17 protein-coding genes are annotated in these 18,802 nt (G+C 27.4%); 13 read left to right on the forward strand and 4 right to left on the reverse strand.

Annotated features, from left to right (window positions below; translation table 11 throughout):
- Window positions 1–18: 18 nt before the first annotated feature.
- From TMEL_RS10420 to TMEL_RS08685, 10 genes are all read left to right on the forward strand, one after another.
- Complete coding sequence (locus TMEL_RS10420) at window positions 19–1,815, forward strand: DUF4268 domain-containing protein (protein ID WP_012057886.1); 1,797 nt, start codon at window positions 19–21, stop codon at window positions 1,813–1,815.
- Window positions 1,816–1,904: 89 nt separating this feature from the next.
- Window positions 1,905–4,001, forward strand: coding sequence for a DEAD/DEAH box helicase family protein (locus tag TMEL_RS08645; RefSeq protein WP_012057887.1), 2,097 nt, complete (start codon window positions 1,905–1,907; stop codon window positions 3,999–4,001).
- A gap of 15 nt (window positions 4,002–4,016) precedes the next feature.
- Entirely contained in the window at window positions 4,017–4,220 is a 204-nt protein-coding gene (locus TMEL_RS08650) for a hypothetical protein (protein WP_012057888.1), read from the forward strand.
- 5 nt (window positions 4,221–4,225) lie between these two features.
- Window positions 4,226–5,509, forward strand: a complete 1,284-nt coding sequence (locus TMEL_RS08655; protein ID WP_012057889.1) for an AAA family ATPase — start codon at window positions 4,226–4,228, stop codon at window positions 5,507–5,509.
- Window positions 5,487–5,777, forward strand: a complete 291-nt coding sequence (locus TMEL_RS08660) for a hypothetical protein (RefSeq protein WP_012057890.1) — start codon at window positions 5,487–5,489, stop codon at window positions 5,775–5,777. The genes TMEL_RS08655 and TMEL_RS08660 overlap by 23 nt, the downstream gene beginning before the upstream one ends.
- Window positions 5,771–6,178 (forward strand): hypothetical protein, encoded by a 408-nt coding sequence (locus TMEL_RS08665; RefSeq protein WP_012057891.1) that lies wholly within the window; start codon window positions 5,771–5,773, stop codon window positions 6,176–6,178. The genes TMEL_RS08660 and TMEL_RS08665 overlap by 7 nt, the downstream gene beginning before the upstream one ends.
- Window positions 6,171–8,711 carry a site-specific DNA-methyltransferase gene (locus tag TMEL_RS08670; protein WP_012057892.1) on the forward strand — a complete coding sequence of 847 codons (2,541 nt, stop codon included), beginning with the start codon at window positions 6,171–6,173 and terminating at the stop codon, window positions 8,709–8,711. Before TMEL_RS08665 ends, TMEL_RS08670 begins: the two co-directional genes overlap by 8 nt.
- Before the next feature lie 4 nt (window positions 8,712–8,715).
- The gene (locus tag TMEL_RS08675) at window positions 8,716–11,640 is read left to right on the forward strand and encodes a DEAD/DEAH box helicase family protein (RefSeq protein WP_012057893.1); all 2,925 of its coding nucleotides are present in this window, start codon (window positions 8,716–8,718) and stop codon (window positions 11,638–11,640) included.
- 464 nt (window positions 11,641–12,104) lie between these two features.
- Complete coding sequence (locus TMEL_RS08680; RefSeq protein ID WP_012057894.1) at window positions 12,105–12,398, forward strand: nucleotidyltransferase family protein; 294 nt, start codon at window positions 12,105–12,107, stop codon at window positions 12,396–12,398.
- Entirely contained in the window at window positions 12,395–12,742 is a 348-nt protein-coding gene (locus TMEL_RS08685) for a HepT-like ribonuclease domain-containing protein (protein WP_012057895.1), read from the forward strand. The genes TMEL_RS08680 and TMEL_RS08685 overlap by 4 nt, the downstream gene beginning before the upstream one ends.
- Window positions 12,743–12,877: 135 nt before the next feature.
- Here the strand turns inward: TMEL_RS08685 and TMEL_RS10350 are convergent, their stop codons facing one another.
- The gene (locus TMEL_RS10350; protein WP_155760995.1) at window positions 12,878–13,054 is read right to left on the reverse strand and encodes a hypothetical protein; all 177 of its coding nucleotides are present in this window, start codon (window positions 13,052–13,054) and stop codon (window positions 12,878–12,880) included.
- An 18-nt stretch (window positions 13,055–13,072) separates the two neighbouring features.
- On the opposite strand from TMEL_RS10350, the gene TMEL_RS08690 reads away from it, so the two are divergent.
- Entirely contained in the window at window positions 13,073–13,432 is a 360-nt protein-coding gene (locus TMEL_RS08690; protein ID WP_012057896.1) for a hypothetical protein, read from the forward strand.
- Window positions 13,433–13,984: 552 nt separating this feature from the next.
- On the forward strand, window positions 13,985–14,452 hold the full coding sequence (locus TMEL_RS08695; protein WP_231109739.1) for a dehydroquinate synthase/iron-containing alcohol dehydrogenase family protein: 468 nt from the start codon (window positions 13,985–13,987) through the stop codon (window positions 14,450–14,452).
- A 68-nt stretch (window positions 14,453–14,520) separates the two neighbouring features.
- Here TMEL_RS08695 and TMEL_RS08700 read toward each other — a convergent pair whose 3' ends face one another.
- The gene (locus TMEL_RS08700; protein WP_012057897.1) at window positions 14,521–15,786 is read right to left on the reverse strand and encodes an ArsB/NhaD family transporter; all 1,266 of its coding nucleotides are present in this window, start codon (window positions 15,784–15,786) and stop codon (window positions 14,521–14,523) included.
- Window positions 15,787–16,035: 249 nt separating this feature from the next.
- On the opposite strand from TMEL_RS08700, the gene TMEL_RS08705 reads away from it, so the two are divergent.
- The gene (locus TMEL_RS08705) at window positions 16,036–16,305 is read left to right on the forward strand and encodes a thioredoxin family protein (RefSeq protein WP_012057898.1); all 270 of its coding nucleotides are present in this window, start codon (window positions 16,036–16,038) and stop codon (window positions 16,303–16,305) included.
- Between the two features lie 77 nt (window positions 16,306–16,382).
- On the opposite strand, the gene mggS is transcribed toward TMEL_RS08705, so the two are convergent.
- Together mggS and TMEL_RS08715 are read right to left on the reverse strand one after the other, a co-directional pair.
- Window positions 16,383–17,678, reverse strand: a complete 1,296-nt coding sequence (gene mggS, locus TMEL_RS08710) for a mannosylglucosylglycerate synthase (RefSeq protein WP_012057899.1) — start codon at window positions 17,676–17,678, stop codon at window positions 16,383–16,385.
- Entirely contained in the window at window positions 17,675–18,775 is a 1,101-nt protein-coding gene (locus TMEL_RS08715) for an ABC transporter ATP-binding protein (RefSeq protein WP_012057900.1), read from the reverse strand. Before TMEL_RS08715 ends, mggS begins: the two co-directional genes overlap by 4 nt.
- Between the last annotated feature and the right edge of the window lie 27 nt (window positions 18,776–18,802).

The raw sequence follows: 18,802 nt of genomic DNA on the forward strand, positions 1-18,802 counted from the left end.
ATTGATAATGATGAAAATTTGAAAATTAGGGATTTATTAGAAAATAAAATTTTTCCATTAAACGTTTTAAATGATATAAACACTTACTACAAATTAAGATATAGCATTATAAATAACTTATTTGATCAAGAACAATTAAAAAAGATAGATTATTACTTAAATAATTTATTAGATTATCATATCATAACATTAAATCTTGATTTTTCCTATAATGAAAAACCTGATCAAATAATAATTTTATTTGAAAGACTAAACAAAACCGGGATCAGGTTATCAACTTACGATTTATTAAATGCAAGGTTTTATAAGTTCATCAAATTAAGAGAAGAATGGGAAAATGTTTTTAACAACATGTCAAATATTAAAAAATATGCTTCTAGAGTTGATAATACCAATGTCCCTTATTCGTTTATTCAATCTCTTGCTTTAGCTAATCACCAAAACATAAAATCAAAAGATTTGATAAAAATAAATGAAGATATACTAAATAAAAAGAACTGGAATAAAGTTGTTGATCTTGTGGAAAATAAAGTTTTAGCTACATTAAATCAAATAAATAGATTTGGTATTGGTGATATTGAAAAATGGCTTCCTTATAATCCTTTAGTAACTTTACTAACAGCATTTTATTTGATGAATAAACATTTAGATTTCGAAAAGATAAATGCCTGGTACTGGAGTGCTGTTTTTACAGAAAGATACTCAGGTTCAACTGAAACTTATATGATGAAAGATTTTAGAGAAGTAACATATTGGATGAACAATTCTAAAGATTTACCTGAAGTTGTTGAACAATTTTTAAATCAGCTTTCTAACAATGCTTTTACATTATTTAATGTTAAGAGAAGTGGAAGCTCAAAATATAAAGGAATTTTTAATTTGATATTTATGAATAATGCACTAGATTTCTTTGAGCCAGAAAATTTGGCTTTCAATTTATTAGAAGACCACCATATTTTCCCCAAAGACTTTTTAAAATCAAAAAATGTGGAAGTAGACTATAATATTATCCTAAACAGAACTCTTATTTTTGGTGAGACAAATAAAAGAATATCAAACAAAAGTCCTGCTGACTATGTAAATGAGATAATTTATAATTTTATTTCTAAAGGTTTGAAAGAAAATGAAGCGATTGAGAAAGTTATAAATATTTTAAAAACACATTTTATTGACGATGAGATGTTCGAAATATTACTAAAAACAAGTAATGATTTATCATCAAAGAAAATAAAAGAAAACTTTGAAAGATTCACTAAAAAAAGAGAAAAATTGATTATTAACAAAATAAAAGAATTAGTTAATTTTAACAAACTTATAGATTTAGTAAATGTTGGTCCCAAAATATTTGATCGCACAAAGTTATATAAACAATTTTGGAAGTCTTTACTAAAAAAAAGTAACGCTAAGTTTGACTTTTTTTCTGCAAAAAATGGAACTATTTATAGTGATTTACCTAAAAGATTGTGGAAAGGTATAGATTTAGTTTATTGGATTACTACAAATAATAGCAAAGTTGGGCTATATATTGATTTTGGAAAAGGAATGAAAGAACTTAATACAAAGGTTTTTGATTTTTTGTATGAAAAGAAAGAAGAATTTGAGAAAATCTTAGGTAAAAATATTTCTTGGAGAAGGCCCGAAAAAAATAAAACAAGGTCTGCAAGTATTTACTTAGTAATTGAAGAAGGAAATATTTATCAAGTTGAAAAATGGGATAAATTACAAAATATAATGGTTGATAAAATGTATGAACTTTATAAATTAATGCAAAAATACATACCTCTGATTGAAAAAATAACAAAAGAATTTAATTAAATAAGAGTTCTTTCAATAATTATTGATTAGTAAAAATTCTTACTTATGAATCTAAAAGGATTTTTTAATTTAAAATCAGAAGGTGAGCTATGAGTTTTAAAGATTTGGATTTAAAAAGAACTTATTCATCAGAGAATGATGATATTCTAAATGATTTTTACATCCCAGTTTTAAAAGAATCAATAAGTTATTTTGATTTCTCTGGATTTTTCACTTCAGAATCTTTAGCAATTGCTGCTAGGGGAATATTAGGTCTAGTGAAAAATGACGGATATATGAAATTAATCGTTTCTCCAAGATTGACTTATAAGGATATAGAAACAATTAAAGACGCCAGTCAAGAACCTTCAAAGTATATCAATTATATTCTTGATAAAGACCTGGAACTTTTAGAAAATGAATTTGTTAAAGATCATTTGTTTGCATTAGGCTGGATGATAGCAAACAATAAGCTGGAAATAAAAATTGCACTACTATATAACCAAGAAGGTAAAATTATGTCTTCAGATGAAATAATAAATTCGGGCCTATTCCACCAAAAGATCGGAATATTTACTGATAAAGAAGGAAATGTTATTACATTTAGTGGTTCGATAAATGAAACATTGTTAGGTTGGCAAAGAAACGTAGAGGAATTTAAGGTATTTAGAAGTTGGATTGAAATAGAAAATGAATATGTAAAAGAAGATATAAAAAAGTTTGAAAAATATTGGAATAATAATGCTACTAATTTGAAGGTAATTGAAATTCCTGAAGCAATTAAACAAAAATTAATTAAAATAGTTCCCAAAAATTTTGATATAAATTCCCCCGAAAAATGGTATATAAAAAATGAAAATAAAAACAAAATTAAAAAGATAACTCTTTTTGAACATCAAATTAAAGCAATAGAAAATTGGGAGTCAAATAATTTTAGGGGAATTATATCAATGGCAACGGGAACAGGTAAAACTTATACTGCGATTGGAGCAATTGATAAAATTTTAAAAAGAAGTAAGAAAAATTTTATAGTTATAACTGTACCCTATTCACATCTTATTGAACAATGGAATAATTCTATAAAAAGATATGGTTTGGATATAGGTTTTATTGTAAAGTGTTTTTCTGAAAACAGTAAATGGTATAGTAATCTAAAAAGATATGTAAGGAAATTATTGCTGGGACAAATTAATAATGTGTTAGTTATTTCAACTCATGACACTTTAGTGAGTGATAAAATGAAAGATATTTTATTAAATCTGAAAGCCAATATTGCAACAGTGTTAGTTGCTGACGAAGTACATAGTATTGGTTCATTGAAGAGACGGGAAAATCTTTCAAATATTTTTAGGTATAGGCTTGGATTGAGTGCAACACCTAAGAGAATGTATGATGAATTTGGTAATAATTTTTTAAAGGAATATTTCGGTGAAATTGTTTATGAATTTTCTCTTTGTGATGCAATTTATAAAATTAATCCTTTAACTTATAAATCATTTTTAACTCCTTATTACTATTATCCATACTTATGTGCTTTAACTGAAACAGAAACAAGAAAATATAATAATCTGACTATGAAAATATTTAATATATTAAAAAATTCTTCTGATGATTTTTATGATGTAATTGAAAATGATGAAAAGATAAAAATGCTTTTAATTAAAAGAAGTAAAATTATAAAAGCTGCTAAAAACAAGTTAAAAGTTTTGGAAAACATACTTAGTGATATTGAAAGAAAACATGGGGATATAAGTCATACAATTATTTTTACGGATGACAAGTTAATAACTGAGACACTTGATTTATTAAAATCAAAAAAAATATATGCTGTGAAATTTACTCAAGAACTATCCAATAAGCAAAGAATTGAAGTATTAAATAATTTTGGGGAAGGAATCATACAGGTACTTGTTGCAATGAAAATTCTTGATGAAGGAGTAGATGTTCCTGAATCAAAAATAGCAATTATAATGTCAAGTAGCAAAAATCCAAGAGAGTTTATACAAAGGATAGGTCGGATATTAAGGGTTTCCGAGAATAAAAAATATTCTTATATTTACGATATAATTACAAAACCCAAGTTAATTGATGATTCTGTGCTAAGTATAGAAAATAAATTGTTTAAAGCTGAGAAAGAAAGAGTAAGGATAATTGCTAAATGTTCTTTAAATTATAAAGAAGTAATGGATAAAGTGAATGAGATATAAAAAAGGGGGGATAAAATGTTTAAATCATCTACTTCAAAATTATATGAAAGCTTGGAAAAAATGACATATTCTAAATTTGGTGAAAAAGAAGGAGAAGAAGTATTTAATCTATTATGGGAAATTTTTTCGGAATATACAACTATTTCAGCTAGCGAAGAAAATAAGTTTATAGACAAAGCTATAAAATTAATTGATGACTATTTTGAAAACGGGAGATGATAATCTTGAGAATAGAGAAAGTAAAATTGAACAATTTTAAACAATATAAAAATTTTGAGATTGAATTTTCTAAAAATGATAATCAAGACAATGATTTTCATGTTATTGTTGCAATACAGGGCGTTGGGAAAAGTAATTTACTTGAATCAATTAATTGGTGTTTATATGGAAAAGAAATATTTGGAAAAATCACAAAACCTACTGATCAAAATGTTTTAAATGATAATTGTAAAAATGAAGACAACATTTATACTGTAAAAGTAGCATTAAACTTATCAGATGAAAATAAAAATTATTTAATAATAAGAGACTCAAAATTTAAAGTAGCAGAGAAAAAATCTTATTCTTTAAATGAAAGTCAACTTTCATTTAGTGAAAAAACTGGATTTATTTTAAAAAATCTTGACGCCAAAAAAGAAATTAATAATCTCCTTCCAGAAGACTTAAGAGACCACTTTTTCTTTAATGGTGAAAGGTTACAAAATTATTTTGATAAAACTCAGGGTGAAAAAATTTCTTTAGTTATTAAAAAAATGTCTGGACTTGATATATTAGAAAGTTTTAATGACATTTTAGAAAAAATTGAAAACAAATATAGAAAAATGATAAAAGTAAATGATAAAAATATAAACCTAAAAAAAGAATTAGAAGAAGAATTGGAACTTATAAAAACGCAAAAGAAAGAAAAAGAAAATTTGCTTGAAAAATTTTATCTTAATAGAGATAAAGCGAAAAAAGATTTAAATGAAGTAAATCTGAAATTAGACAAATTAAGAGAATATGAACATATAAAAAATCAAATAGATACTTTGAAAGGAAGACTAAAAGAATTGAATAACATGAAAGGTAATATTTTAAAAGAAAAAATTCAAAATGTTATTGAGATGGGGACATTAATATTTGGATGGGCAGCAGTTGAAAGAGTTTACCATGAAAATTCTAACATAGATAATAATTACGATTATTTACCTCATGAGATAATTAAAACAGCATTAAAAGAAAATAAGTGTCCAGTATGTGAGAAGGAATTAGATGAAAACCACAAAAATATTTTAGAAAAATACCTTTTATTGGATAAAGATTTTATAATTAGTGCTAAAGATTATCAGGAATTAACTAATCAAGTTAAAGAATCAGAGACAAAGAGAAAACGCTTAAATAACCAATTAGGTGAAATTGAAATTAAAATTAATGGTATTAAAGAAGAACTTAAGAGTATAGAAAAAAATATTTCACAAATCCAAACAAATGAATTAAATAAATTATATGATCAAAAAAAAAGAACTTGATACTCAAATTGAACAAATAAACCAAAATATAGGAAGTTTTAAAAATCAAATCGAATTTTTTGAAAAAAAGGAAAAAGAGATAGAAAATAAAATTAAAGAATTAGCTACTCAAGATTCAAAAAAATTTATTAAGAAAATAGATTTTGTCAAAGATTTACGACAAATAATATTAAATACAGTTATTAATAGGAAAGAAGAAATTAAAAATGAAATTGTGAATTACATAAAAGAATATTTAGATAAACTGAGGAAACCAATAATATGTTAGATGAGATAATAGATAAATTAAAAGAAAATGGAATCACAAATATAGCAAAAGCAAAGTTATATTTTTTTGCAGGAGCGTATGGATATTTTTATGGTGAAAGAGAAAAAATACAATCTAATCCTAAAGATGTAGCACGTGTGGAATTATTTGATAAATATGATTATAGAATCTCCAAGATAGTATTAAATAGTATTTATCAAAGTCAAAAAAATAATTTAGATGAGAAAATGAATAAATATAGGCTCTTTGAAGAATATGCAAATGTTGGAGTAAAAAAATTGTATGAAATTTTTAAAAAATCAGAAGACATAGAAGAATTTATTGAAACCATAGAGTTAAAAATAAGCGAAACATTGGAAAAGTTAGGTATTTCTTTAAAGGAGGAAGAAGAAAATGAATAGATATGAAAAAGAGTTTTATGATGCCTTAAAAGATTTGTTTATTGGAGAAGAAATAGAAGGGAAATCAGGGTATGTAAATTTAATGAGAATAAAAAGTGCGTATTATACAAAAACAGTTCAAACAGAATTGAAAGAATTGATTGAAGATGAACTAGTAAACAACAACATAGAAGATTTTAGAGAAGAATTATTTGAAAAGCTATATACTTTTTTTAAAAGATATTTTTCAGATACCGGGTCAATATATTATACATATACACCATGGAGTGAGAGAATATATGAAAGAGTATACGACCCAGAAAAAGATGTGATTTTATTTTGGAAAACACACATGTTGTATTATGTAAAAACCGAAAAAAACTATAAAAGTGTTGAAATAAAAATAAAAGGGGCAAATGGAAAAGAAATAAAATTTTATTTTGATGTATCAGATTTAGAACATCAAAAAGCAAATGAGAAAAAAGAAATAATGTTTGAATTTAAAGAATTTGATACCAATAATAGAATAGTATTAAGATGTATATATTCAGAAAGAGGTAGAAAAACAAAGATTGATGAAATCGTAAAACAAGCAAAGGAGTTATATAAGGAAATTACTACAGAAGATGTAGAAAAAGCAATAAGGATATTTAATAAACAAAGTGAAGTGGATTATTTTATCAACAAAGATGCAGAAGGATTTTTAAAAGAACAACTTGATATGTATGTATATCAATACATGTTTGATTCAGAAAACATTTGGAGTGTAAAAAGAGTAAAAGAAATACAGGTATTTAAAAAAATAGCAAGTAAAATAATAGAATTTATTGCCCAATTTGAAAATGAACTTGTAAAGATATGGAACAAACCAAAGTTTGTATTTAACAGTAATTATGTAATAACAATAGATAGAATAGTAGAAAAAGAATGTGGGGGCAAAGTGTTAGAAAAAATACTAAATCATGAAAATATAGATAAACAAATAGAAGAATGGAAGGGATTAGGAATAGTTGATGATGAATTTAAAATAGAGGAAATATACAAGCAAGAAAGAAATGACTTATTTAGTGAAAAAGGAAAAATAAATGAAAAATACAAATATTTACCAATTGACACAAAATATTTCAAAGATATAGAAATAGATATATTAGAATTATTTGATAATTTAGACGAAACACTTGATGGATGGTTAATAAAAAGTGAAAATTATCAGGCTTTAAATACAATATTACCTAAATTTAGAGAAAAAGTGCAGACGATTTATATTGATCCACCATTTAACAAAGAGCAAGAAGCTGATTATTTATACAAGGTAGGGTATAAAGATGCTACATGGATAACAATGCTTGAAAATAGAGTAAAGCTTGGAAGAGAAATATTGAACGAAAAAGGAAGTATTTTTGTAAGATGTGATTACAATGGAAATATGTATGTAAGAATGATCTTGAATAAGATTTTTGGAGGAGATAATTTTAGGAATGAGATAAATGTTAGCAGAATAAGTAAGCAAGATCGAAAAGTGAAAAAATTTAATACCGCTACGGATTCACTATATTTTTATTCAAGTTCAGATAATTTTTTCTTTAGATTGCTTTTTAAGAAATTGTTTAAAACTAAAGGTGAAAGATGGCATGCTATGGACTCTCAGGGTAACGGAAATGCACTCTATATTTTTGGGGTTTTACTTGAACCTCCTAAGGGCCGTCACTGGACTTATGGTCAAGAAAATATTAAAAAGATGGAAAAAGAAAAAAGAATTAGAATAAAATGCAAAAAATGCGGTTATAATCATATTGAAGGCGTATGGAAAGGTTGTCCACAATGCGGAAATAAAAATGATGTAAAGGTAGAGTATTTATTACCTCCAACAAGCGAAAAACAAATCGATTCTAATTGGACAGATATTTCTGGTTATACATCAAACTGGAATTTTTCCACCGAAAACTCTGAAATTCTTTTGAAGCGTGTTATAGAGTCAACCTCCAACGAAGGAGACTTAATTCTAGATTTCTTCCTAGGTTCAGGCACAACAACAGCAGTAGCACATAAATTAAAAAGAAAATGGATTGGTGTTGAGATGGGAGAACATTTTTGGACGGTGGTTTTACCAAGGATGAAAAAGGTTTTATTTTATGATAAATCAGGAATAAGTAAAGAAAAAGATGTTAAAGAAAAATATAATGAAAAAAGCGCTGGAGGTTTCTTTAAGTACTACGAACTTGAACAATACGAAAATGTATTGAAAAATGCAAAATATGAACATGGTGATTTAACATTACAACCATCATCAAATAAAGATGTATTTAATGAATATATATTTATGAGATCGCCGAAGTTTGTTGAAACGGTTTTAAGAAGGGAAGGAAATGATTACAAAGTTGATTTGTCAAAACTATATCCTGAAAAGGAAATTGATATAGTTGAAACTCTATCTAATGTATTAGGAAAGAAGATAAAGAAGATAAGAAAGGAAAGCTTTGAGTTAGAAGATATAGGCGAGATAAGATACGATAATATACCTGTAGAGTATATAAAACCTCTAATTTGGTGGTGAAAAGATGGCAAGTAAAACTAAAAGTTTAAGTACAAATATTTACCCACTTTTAATGTCATTTATAGATGAAAAGGTACCGATTTTTGAAGAGTTGCCATATGATTGGAGGGAAGTAGATTTAGAGTCATTTTCTGATGCAAAAAGATTATGGGATTTTCAACTAGAAGCTTTAAAATATGCAATAAGAGCTTTATACTATTATTATGAAGTTTTAGAAGCAGATAAACAAAAGCTTTGGAATGAACTGGAAGAATATTCTTTTGATTTAGATATATCATCTATTATGGATATTAAAAAATCAGAAGATGAGATTTGGAAAATCTTGAATAGATATTTTTATGGTGAAAGAGATAAAATACCATATAGCAATTTTATAAACAGAATGGGATTTTGGATGGCTACTGGAAGCGGAAAAACGCTGGTTATTGTAAAACTAATTGATATTTTAATAACTTATATGGAAAGAAATCTTATACCTAAAAGACATATTCTTTTTTTAACATATAGAGACGATCTGATTGAACAATTTAAATTACATTTTAAAGAGTTTAATAAATCCCAAAGTGGAAAGATTTTAAAATTGTATGAATTAAAAAATTTTAACAATGTTCTTAATTATAAAAGTTTTTTTGAATTTCCGATATTTTATTATCGCTCTGATAATATTTCTGATATTCAAAAAGAAAAAATAATCAATTATGAAAATTACGATAATGGTGGAAATTGGTATGTTATTTTGGATGAGGCTCATAAAGGAAGTAAGGAATCTAGTAAATCACAACAGTATTTTTCAATTTTATCGAGAAATGGATTTTTATTCAATTTCTCTGCAACATTTACAGATGAGAGAGATATTTTAACGACAATTTATGAGTTTAACCTTTCTACCTTTATCGAAAATGGTTATGGAAAAGAGATTAGAATTTTTGATGAAAACGTGAAAATAAAAGATAAAAATAAAGATGATTTTAATGAAAATAAAAAATATATGATTCTTTTAAAAACCTTAATTTTATTAACATATTTGAAAAAGAAGTCAAAGGATTTAAGAAGAAAGCAAGAACTAAATTTGGAATACCATTCTCCTCTTTCAGTATTTTTAGTAAATTCAGTTAATACCAAAGATTCTGATTTAAAATTACTATTTAAAATAATAAAAGAAATTACTTCTATAGAAAGTTATGAAAAAATACTAAATTCTGAAATTTTTAAAATGGCAAGAGATAGTGTTATTGAAAACAAACCTATTAATCCCTTTGATGAAAATGAAAATTTTTCTGGTTCAAATATTGAGACAAATTATCTATTAGATATAACTCCATTAGATGTATTAAAAGAGGTTTTTAATTCTGAAACTCCTGGAGAAATAGAAATAGTTAAATCTAAATCCGAAAAAGAATTTGCATTAAAACTTATGACTAGTGATAAACCATTTGCTTTAATAAAGGTAGGAGATGCAAAAAAATTATTTGATGCTTTGGTTAATGAATTTGAATTAAGAGTTCAAGAAACTTTTGTAGATGAAGATTATTTTTCAAATTTAGATGAAAAGGAATATATAAATATATTATTAGGTTCAAGAGCGTTCTATGAAGGATGGGATTCAAATAGGCCTAATATAATAGTTTTTATTAACATTGGAACTGGCAACGAAGCAAAAAAATTTGTTTTACAGTCAGTAGGAAGGGGCTTAAGAGTTCAACCTATTAAAAATGGTGATAGAAAAAGATTAGGAATATCAGCAACATATAGCAAATACAGAAATTTTATATTGCCTATTGAAACTTTATACGTTTGGGGAACTAAAACAAAAGTAATCAAACAAATTATAGAAAGTACAAAAGAAATAATTAAAAATTCTGGTATAAAAATAGAACTAAAGAAAAATATTGATAGAATTGATGGACATAAATTATTTGTACCTGCATATAAAAAAGTTAAAAGAGTTGTAGATATTGAAAAATTGAAAAATGAAGACATTCAGAAATACAATATTAACTGCTCAGATTTCCAGGATACAAAAAATGTACTTGAAAACATTTCTGATGAATTATTGTATTTCTTTTATTTTTCAAATGAAGATGAACCATTAGAAAAGATAAAACTTTTAAGAGGAATGTTTAAAAAAGAAAATGAAGAAAAGTTTTTCGATAAAAGCGAAAATAAAAAAAGGTTGGGTTGGCACGATTGTATTAAAGATATAATCAGATTTATAAATAACTATGTAATATTTGAAACAATTCCAGATGTTAAAGAGAATGAAGAGCCTATAATTCACTACAAAGGAATAAAAATAAGAATACCTAAGGAAGAGGAAATTAATAGAGTTAAAGAAACTATAGAAAAGGTATATAGTGAACATTACGAAGAAAAAGTTAGTATAACAGGTAAAGATAGAGATGAGATTGAATTAGATTTTATTAAGGAACATTACTTTATTCCAGTAATAAAAGCCTTAGATAGAGAAGTGGTGAAAAGCTTATTAGCTAATATACTTAATGAAAATAGTGAAATACAATTTGTAAATGAATTAAAGAAAAAATCTAATTATTTTGAACAATTTGATTGGTGGCTATTTAGTAAAATAGTTCAAAGAATTGATGGTATTTACATTCTATTTACAAATAAGAATGGTATTGAACAAAAATTTTATCCTGATTTTGTTTTTTGGTTTAAAAAAGAAAATAAGTATCTTATTGCTTTTGTAGACCCAAAATCAACTGAATTTGCAGATGGATATAGAAAAATTGATGGATTTATTAAATTATTTTACGAAAATAATAAGCCAAAGATTTTTGAAAAAAATGAGTTTAAGATAATTTTTAATTTATATTTGTTCAATAGAAATTTTGGTAGTCCAGAAAGATATCAAGATTTTTGGGTAAAAAGTATTGATGAATTTGTTAATAAAATAAATAACATTATTTGATAACAATTTTAGTACGAAAGGTTGATTATGTTCTTTAGACATAATGGTAGAAACAAGGTACTTATTGAGGTTAATAAAAACAATAAAGATTTGGAAAAACACCAGGAACAACTTCTAAATTATTCTTTTTAAGAAGGAGTAAAATTTGCAATTCTGACCAATGGGATTAGTTGGTGGTTTTATTTACCCTTGCGTGAAAGAAGTTGGAGACAGAGGAAATTTTACACTATTGAAATATAGGAGTAGATAAAAACAATATTTGATAAAAGAGACACTTCCAAAAGCGTGGAAAAAATAATAACAGAACCAGATGAGCTTTTAGTTGAACTATTGGCTGATACTACAGAGAAGTTAAGCGGTATGAACCAGACAACGAAGTGGTGGAACAATTTTTGATAAAAATCAATCAAAGAACGGTAACACAGCCTAAAAAAGAATACAACCACACAAAGGAGGTTGTTTGAATGAAAACTTTGAATGAAATTATTAGCATAATAAAGGATTTGAAAAAGGAAATTGAACAGAAATACAAAGTAGAAATATTGGGAATATTCGGTTCTTTCGCAAGAGGAGAACAGAAAGAAACAAGTGATGTAGATATTCTCGTTAAATTTCATAAAAATGCAACTCTTTTTGATTTCATAGGACTTTCCATTTTTTTGCAGGAAAAACTCGGTATTGACGTGGATATTGTCCCTCAGGATGCAGTAAGGAAAGAATTGAGAGAAAAAATAAACCAAGAGGTGGTTAACATATGAGAAGAGACATTAAATTGTATGTCAATGATATCCTCGATGCAATACTTGCAATTGAAAAATTTGTGGAAGGGATGAATTTTGAGAAGTTTAAGAGAGACGATAAGACCTCAAGTGCTGTAATAAGAAAGTTTGAAATAATTGGAGAAGCAACAAAACATATCCCAGATGAAATAAGACAAAAGTATCCTAATATACCCTGGAAGGAAATGGCAGGTTTTAGGGACAAGCTCATACATTTTTACTTTGGCATAAAATACGAGCTTGTGTGGAATACCATAAAAATCGAACTTCCAGAACTGAAGAACAAAATAGAAAAAGTATTAAAAGAACTTGGTGGGGAATAAAAATAAGGCATTTACCCAGATAGCAATTTCACATTAATTCAAATAAATAGATTTAGTATTGGTGATGTTGAAAAATGACTTACTTATAATTCTTTGGTAACCTTATCGACTGCATTTTATTTAATGAATAAACATTTAGATTCCAGAAAGATAAGTGCTTGGTACTGGACATGCTGTTTTTGCAGAAAGGTATTCAGGTTCAACTTGGATAAACAATACTAAAAACTTACCTAAAGTTGTTGGACAATTTTTAAATCGACTTTCTAACAATGCTTTTACATTATTTAATGTTAAAAAAAGGTGGAAATTCAAAATATAGAGGTAATTAATATGAAAATTAAACTTACATTTTATGGACCGTATAAATTGTATGGCAAAAACGAAGAACTTTTATTTGACTCAGATATATCAAAAGACTATGGTATTTATCTTTGGACAGTAAAATATGAAAATGGGTATCTAGTTGACTATATTGGTGAAACAGGAAGAACATTTTGGCAACGTATGAAAGAACATTTGATAGAAACCTTCGGCGGAAACTATAGAATATGTGATCCAGAATTACTTTCCAAAGGAAAAGAAAAAATAATCTGGAATGGTCTTTGGCGAAAAGAAACGAGAAATAAAATAATTGAATTTATAGATAAAGTTGAATTTCTTGTGCCTTTAATTAAAGAGTACATCAATTAGATATCAGATTTACAAAGCCCAGAAACATTCCTGATGAAAAGATTATAGTTGAAATAAAATCTTCTGAAACAATCCATGGATTAAAAGAAAGGTTGATAATAAACGGGTAATTTCATGATGACTTTATCAATACTCTTTTTTCCTTCTGATAAGGATAATTTTCGGATATATTTCCTTTTTAAAAGGAAAGATTATAATGGAAGCCATTTTCAAACAGGAATTATTTTTATTTTTGTATCATTTATTTCTATTGAGTCTTCTTGGTCATATGTAAGTATAAATAGGTTCTCTATATTTAATTGCTTAGATGCAGATAATATCCCCTCAATTTCTCTATTTTTATTTTTTCATTTAATGTCCATGTTACCTGATAAGTATTTAAAAGATTATCAACTTTTGCTATAAGATCGCATTTATTTTTTTCATTAAAGTAAAAAATTTCATAATCTCCAAAATCATGATATTCACCTCCAAAAAATATGCCATATTTTCCTTATAAAAAGGATAATTATATCATTTTATTTCCTTGTTAAAAGGAAATATTTTTTTAGGGTGTGTTCGCAATATAATATCTTATATGCTTCAACTATTGCAGGTATATCTTTTGATAATGGACTCCTTCATTTTACCCACGCTTTAGAGCATCCATTAAGCGCCATAAAACCAGATCTGGCACATGGATTAGGTTTAGCAATATTGTTACCTGCTGTAGTAAAGCATATCTATCCAGCTCAATCAGAGGTATTGGCAGAAATTTATAAACCAATAGTACCTGATCTTAGAGGGATTCCAGGTGAAGCAGAGAAAATAGCAGCTGGTATAGAGAAATGGTTATTCACATTGGGAATAACAGAGAAGTTAGAAGATATAGGTTTCAAGGAAAGTGATATTCCACGCTTAGTTGACCTTGCGCTGAATACGCCTTCGCTTGGATTGCTTCTTAGTATGGCACCAATAAAAGCTACAAAAGAAGTGATTACTCAAATATACAGAGATTCTCTTACATCCATTTCAAAATAGAAAAATTTAAAAAGTCTAAAACAAACCACCCAGTAATGGGTGGTTTGTTTATAAATAATATAGTTTGTTTAAATAAATATATTGTAAATAAAGCCTATTACAAGAGAAATCAATACAGGTGTAATCATCCACCTTACAAATTCAATAAAACCAAACTTTCGGTGTATTTGCTTTTCTAGCATATTGACAGCCACTATATTCTGGACTGCACCAAGTGGTGTTAAATTGGTTACAAAGTTGGCCCCGATAGCAAAGGTCCACCAGAGACTTTGTGAAAAACCACTGGCTACAAGGATTTTTATTACAGGAGCAATTATAAGAGCCGCCGGAACATTATTTAAAATTGGAACAGTTAAGATAGCCAATCCGTAAATTATCATCATACTCAAAATAGGCATAGACTTTAATGGTAATAAAGTGTTAGCAATCATTTGAGTTACACCTATTTCTTCAAGTGCATACGACATTATATATAACCCTGCAAAGAAAAACAACATGTCCCAATCGATATGTTCTGCCACACTTTCGTAACCATCACTAAAAACAATTATTAAGAATGTTCCTCCAAGTAAGGCAATAACTCCTAATTCTACATTTAAGATGCTGTGTAACATGAATAAAACGACTGTAATTAAAAATACTACAACAGAAGTGACCATCATCTTTGAATCAGTAATAGCTTTTTTTTCATCAATCTCTTTTAACTTTTCAATATGCTCTAAAAGTTTCTGATTGACTTTTATACGTCTTTTATAATACATTAAAACTCCGACAAAAGCGAAAATAGCCACAGGTCCCATTTTAACAATAAAATCATTAAATGAATATCCACTTATAGAACCTATAACAAGATTCAATGGACTTCCAATAAGCGTTCCTGCTCCTCCAATGTTATCCATAGCCAGAGTCAACATTACAAGCGGTATTGGACTAAGCTGAAGTATATCAGATATAAGAAAAATCATAGGTGTCATAACAAGTATAGTTACAACATTATCTAAAAACGCAGATGTTAAAGCTACGATTATCATTAAAAAACTAAGCGTAAGATAAAATCTTTTTCCACCAATTTTTACCACTCTAATAGAAAAAAATTCAAAAAAACCAGATTTACTAAGAAAAGCTACAATTATCATCATTCCAGTTAATAAACTCAATGTATCAAAATCAACAATACGGCTTATATTTTCAAATTCTATACCTCTTACAAACTTAAAAGCAGCAATTACAAGAGCCAAACCAAAAGTAATTGCTGCTTTGTTTTTCCTTCCAAAGATTATAAATCCATACGCTATCGCAACAATCAAGAGTGTAAATACACTATCAAGCTGCATTACATCATCTCCCAATTGTAATGTATTCGGTTGTTTTTCTCTAATTAAGTGTGTGCTATATACTATATAATACCACTTTTGATACAACTAAAATATTTCTTGTGTAACATTTACAAAACATATACCAAAATTTCTCAAAAATAGACAAACAAACAAATCTTTACAAATTTTCAACACGTAATTATATTCAATCTGTTAAAATGGATATAATATGTCAACATTAGAAAAAATATTTCAGGAGGTGTTCTCATGAAAATACTGTATTTTAAAAACGATACTTGCTCTGTTTGCAAAGCCATCTTTCCAAAAATCGGAAATATTGCAAAACAATATGATGTAAATTTGGAGGTTATTGACGTTGTCAAGAACCCAGAAGTTGCAGGACAAAAATTAATATTTACAGTACCAACTATAGTTTTCCTTGAAAAAGGCATTGAACTGAAAAGATTCTCAAGAAATTTCAGTATTCTAGAAGTACAAGATTTTATTGAAAGATATAACAAAATTATGTCGAAATAAAAAATAGTAGGGGGCACTTGCCCCCAAGAGTTACTCTTATTCTATTTTATTTTTTAGTTGCTTATCTTAGTTGTTTATCAAAGAATATTTTTAATAATTTTTTCCAGGCTTTCAAGACTGTAATACTTTTTCCCTATCTCAAAATTTTTATTTACTGTATATTCATAAGATTCTTTGTCAAATAATATTTTGAAAAGTTTATCTGCTGCTTTTTCTATAATATCTTCTTCTACCTTTACAATATTTTCTAACAATTTATAACTGTTTCCAAGACTTACATATTCAATACCAGATGGCTTTATATCTTTTTCAAAAACTTCGTATTCGAAAAGTACTATAGGTTTTTTTGCTACAATAGCCTCTAAGAGCTGATTACCCCATCCTTCAAGAATAGATGGATAGGTTATCGCGTCTGCAATGCTGTAAAGATCCCAAAAGCTCCATACCTTATTTTCTACATTTGGATATAAATCTATGGTTCTAATTCCATATTTAAAAGCTTTATCTAAAAGTTTATATTTGTACATATCATCTTCACACATTCCAGAAAAAGCAAGAACTATTTCTCCTGTAAATTTTTCACCGTTATAAAGTAACTTCCCAACATAATTCTTTGCCTTTTTTTGCATGTTTGATATGAGATCTATAGCTAATTCTATAGCTTTTCTTTCAGTAATTCTTGTAGCTTGTAATAGTACAATAGCTCCCGTTGAAATATTATAACTTTCCCTTATTTTTAAATTAGTTTCCTTTTTGACAAAAGCCGGGGCTTCAAAATCCATGACATTTGGAACAACTACAGAATCAACCTTTTTCCTTGAAAATAGCGCATGTTTTGCAAAAGTGTTTATAACAAGATGTTTTATATTTTCAGCTGTTGGAGGACAATATTCTTTAAGGAGTTCTATAATCTTTGAAGTAGTAGCATTTAAAAAATATTTCCTTTCCCACCAAAAATCATGATGATGTCCTATAAAAACTTTATTTGCGTTGTTTTTTGCATACTTAGTAAAGGCTATAGCAGACGGTAAAAACGCTCCAATTGACCAAATATTATTTGGGATTATCACATCGTATTTTTCAAAGATTGGTTCAATGTCAATGTATATTTTTTCGCTCTCTTTAAATATTTCATTAATTAATTCGTCTGGTGTAAAATTTTCAAGTTTTTCAAACGCATTTCTATTGATAATCTCATACTTTGGATTTTCGAAACCTATAGATTGAATCTGTATATCTACTCCTTTTTCATTGTTCCCGGCCACTATATCAACATTGTGTCCGAGTTTGTTTAATACTTTTTTCCATTTTTCCATCTCAAGTGAAACACCATCCATTAGCCCTGCTCGATAATGCACAAGTGCAATGTTCATAAGCTCATCTCCAATCTTTTTTTAGTATCAATATCAAATAACATTATACGTTCATAATCGAGTGTTACGTGAATTACTTCATCAGCATTATATTTTGGAAAAGCAGGCGATACAATTTTTACAATTTGCTCACCAAGTTCAATAGCTATTATCTGGTGAGAACCTTGTGGTTCAACAACTAATATTTTTTCTGTGAAAATTGCTTCAGACTTATTATCTGTGATCTTTAAATTCTCTGGTCTTATTCCAACAATCAAATGAGACTTACCATATTTTTCAATAATCTTGTTTAATTTTTCAATAACAGGTATTGAAATGTACCGATTTTCTAAATATAATTTTTGATTTTTTTGAACTACCTCCATTTCAAAAAAGTTAGTTGGTGGTGTTCCGATAAAACCAGCAACAAAAACATTCGCACTATTGAAATAAACATCATCTGGTGTTCCTACTTGTTCAATGTGACCATCTTTCATAACAACAATTCTATCTGCCATAGACATTGCTTCAGATTGATCATGCGTAACAAATATTGTAGTAGCACCTGTTTTATGATGAATAGCCTTAAGTTCTGTCCGCATTTTTACTCTCAATTTCGCATCAAGATTAGACAAAGGTTCGTCCATAAGAAAGATTTTAGGTTTTACAGCAAGCGCTCTTGCAAGAGCAACTCTTTGTCTTTGCCCTCCAGAAAGTTGAGATGGATACCTACTTAAATATTCTTCTATTTTAACCATTTGTGAGACTTCGTGAACAGTTTCATCAATCTCATTTTCAGGCAATTTTCTGAGTTTCAAAGGAAATGCTATATTTTCATAAACCGTCATATGCGGCCACACAGCATAACTTTGAAACACCATACTAACTTCCCTTTTTCGCGGTTCTAAATAAGTTACATCCTGGTTGTCAATCAAAATCCTTCCTTCTGTTACTTCTTCCAACCCTGCAATCATCCTTAACGTTGTTGTTTTTCCACATCCAGAAGGGCCTAAAAGAACTATAAACTCTCCATCGTTAACTTTCAAATTAACATCTTTTGCTCCCCATACTTTTTTACCGTATCTTTTTGAAAGATTTATAAGCTCAAGTGTCGCCATATTTCACCGCTCCTTTTATCATTATTT

The organism is Thermosipho melanesiensis BI429 (assembly GCF_000016905.1).
GTDB classification, from domain to species: domain Bacteria; phylum Thermotogota; class Thermotogae; order Thermotogales; family Fervidobacteriaceae; genus Thermosipho; species Thermosipho melanesiensis.

Coding starts and splice junctions, on each gene's coding strand:
- TMEL_RS08660 (WP_012057890.1), top strand. CDS start 5,487: ATGATCAAAAAAAAAGAACTTGATACTCAAATTGAACAAATAAACCAA.
- TMEL_RS08690 (WP_012057896.1), top strand. CDS start 13,073: ATGAAAATTAAACTTACATTTTATGGACCGTATAAATTGTATGGCAAA.
- mggS (WP_012057899.1), bottom strand. CDS start 17,678: ATGAACATTGCACTTGTGCATTATCGAGCAGGGCTAATGGATGGTGTT.
- TMEL_RS08650 (WP_012057888.1), top strand. CDS start 4,017: ATGTTTAAATCATCTACTTCAAAATTATATGAAAGCTTGGAAAAAATG.
- TMEL_RS08685 (WP_012057895.1), top strand. CDS start 12,395: ATGAGAAGAGACATTAAATTGTATGTCAATGATATCCTCGATGCAATA.
- TMEL_RS08670 (WP_012057892.1), top strand. CDS start 6,171: ATGAATAGATATGAAAAAGAGTTTTATGATGCCTTAAAAGATTTGTTT.
- TMEL_RS08715 (WP_012057900.1), bottom strand. CDS start 18,775: ATGGCGACACTTGAGCTTATAAATCTTTCAAAAAGATACGGTAAAAAA.
- TMEL_RS08675 (WP_012057893.1), top strand. CDS start 8,716: ATGGCAAGTAAAACTAAAAGTTTAAGTACAAATATTTACCCACTTTTA.
- TMEL_RS08700 (WP_012057897.1), bottom strand. CDS start 15,786: ATGCAGCTTGATAGTGTATTTACACTCTTGATTGTTGCGATAGCGTAT.
- TMEL_RS08680 (WP_012057894.1), top strand. CDS start 12,105: ATGAAAACTTTGAATGAAATTATTAGCATAATAAAGGATTTGAAAAAG.
- TMEL_RS08705 (WP_012057898.1), top strand. CDS start 16,036: ATGAAAATACTGTATTTTAAAAACGATACTTGCTCTGTTTGCAAAGCC.
- TMEL_RS08665 (WP_012057891.1), top strand. CDS start 5,771: ATGTTAGATGAGATAATAGATAAATTAAAAGAAAATGGAATCACAAAT.
- TMEL_RS08645 (WP_012057887.1), top strand. CDS start 1,905: ATGAGTTTTAAAGATTTGGATTTAAAAAGAACTTATTCATCAGAGAAT.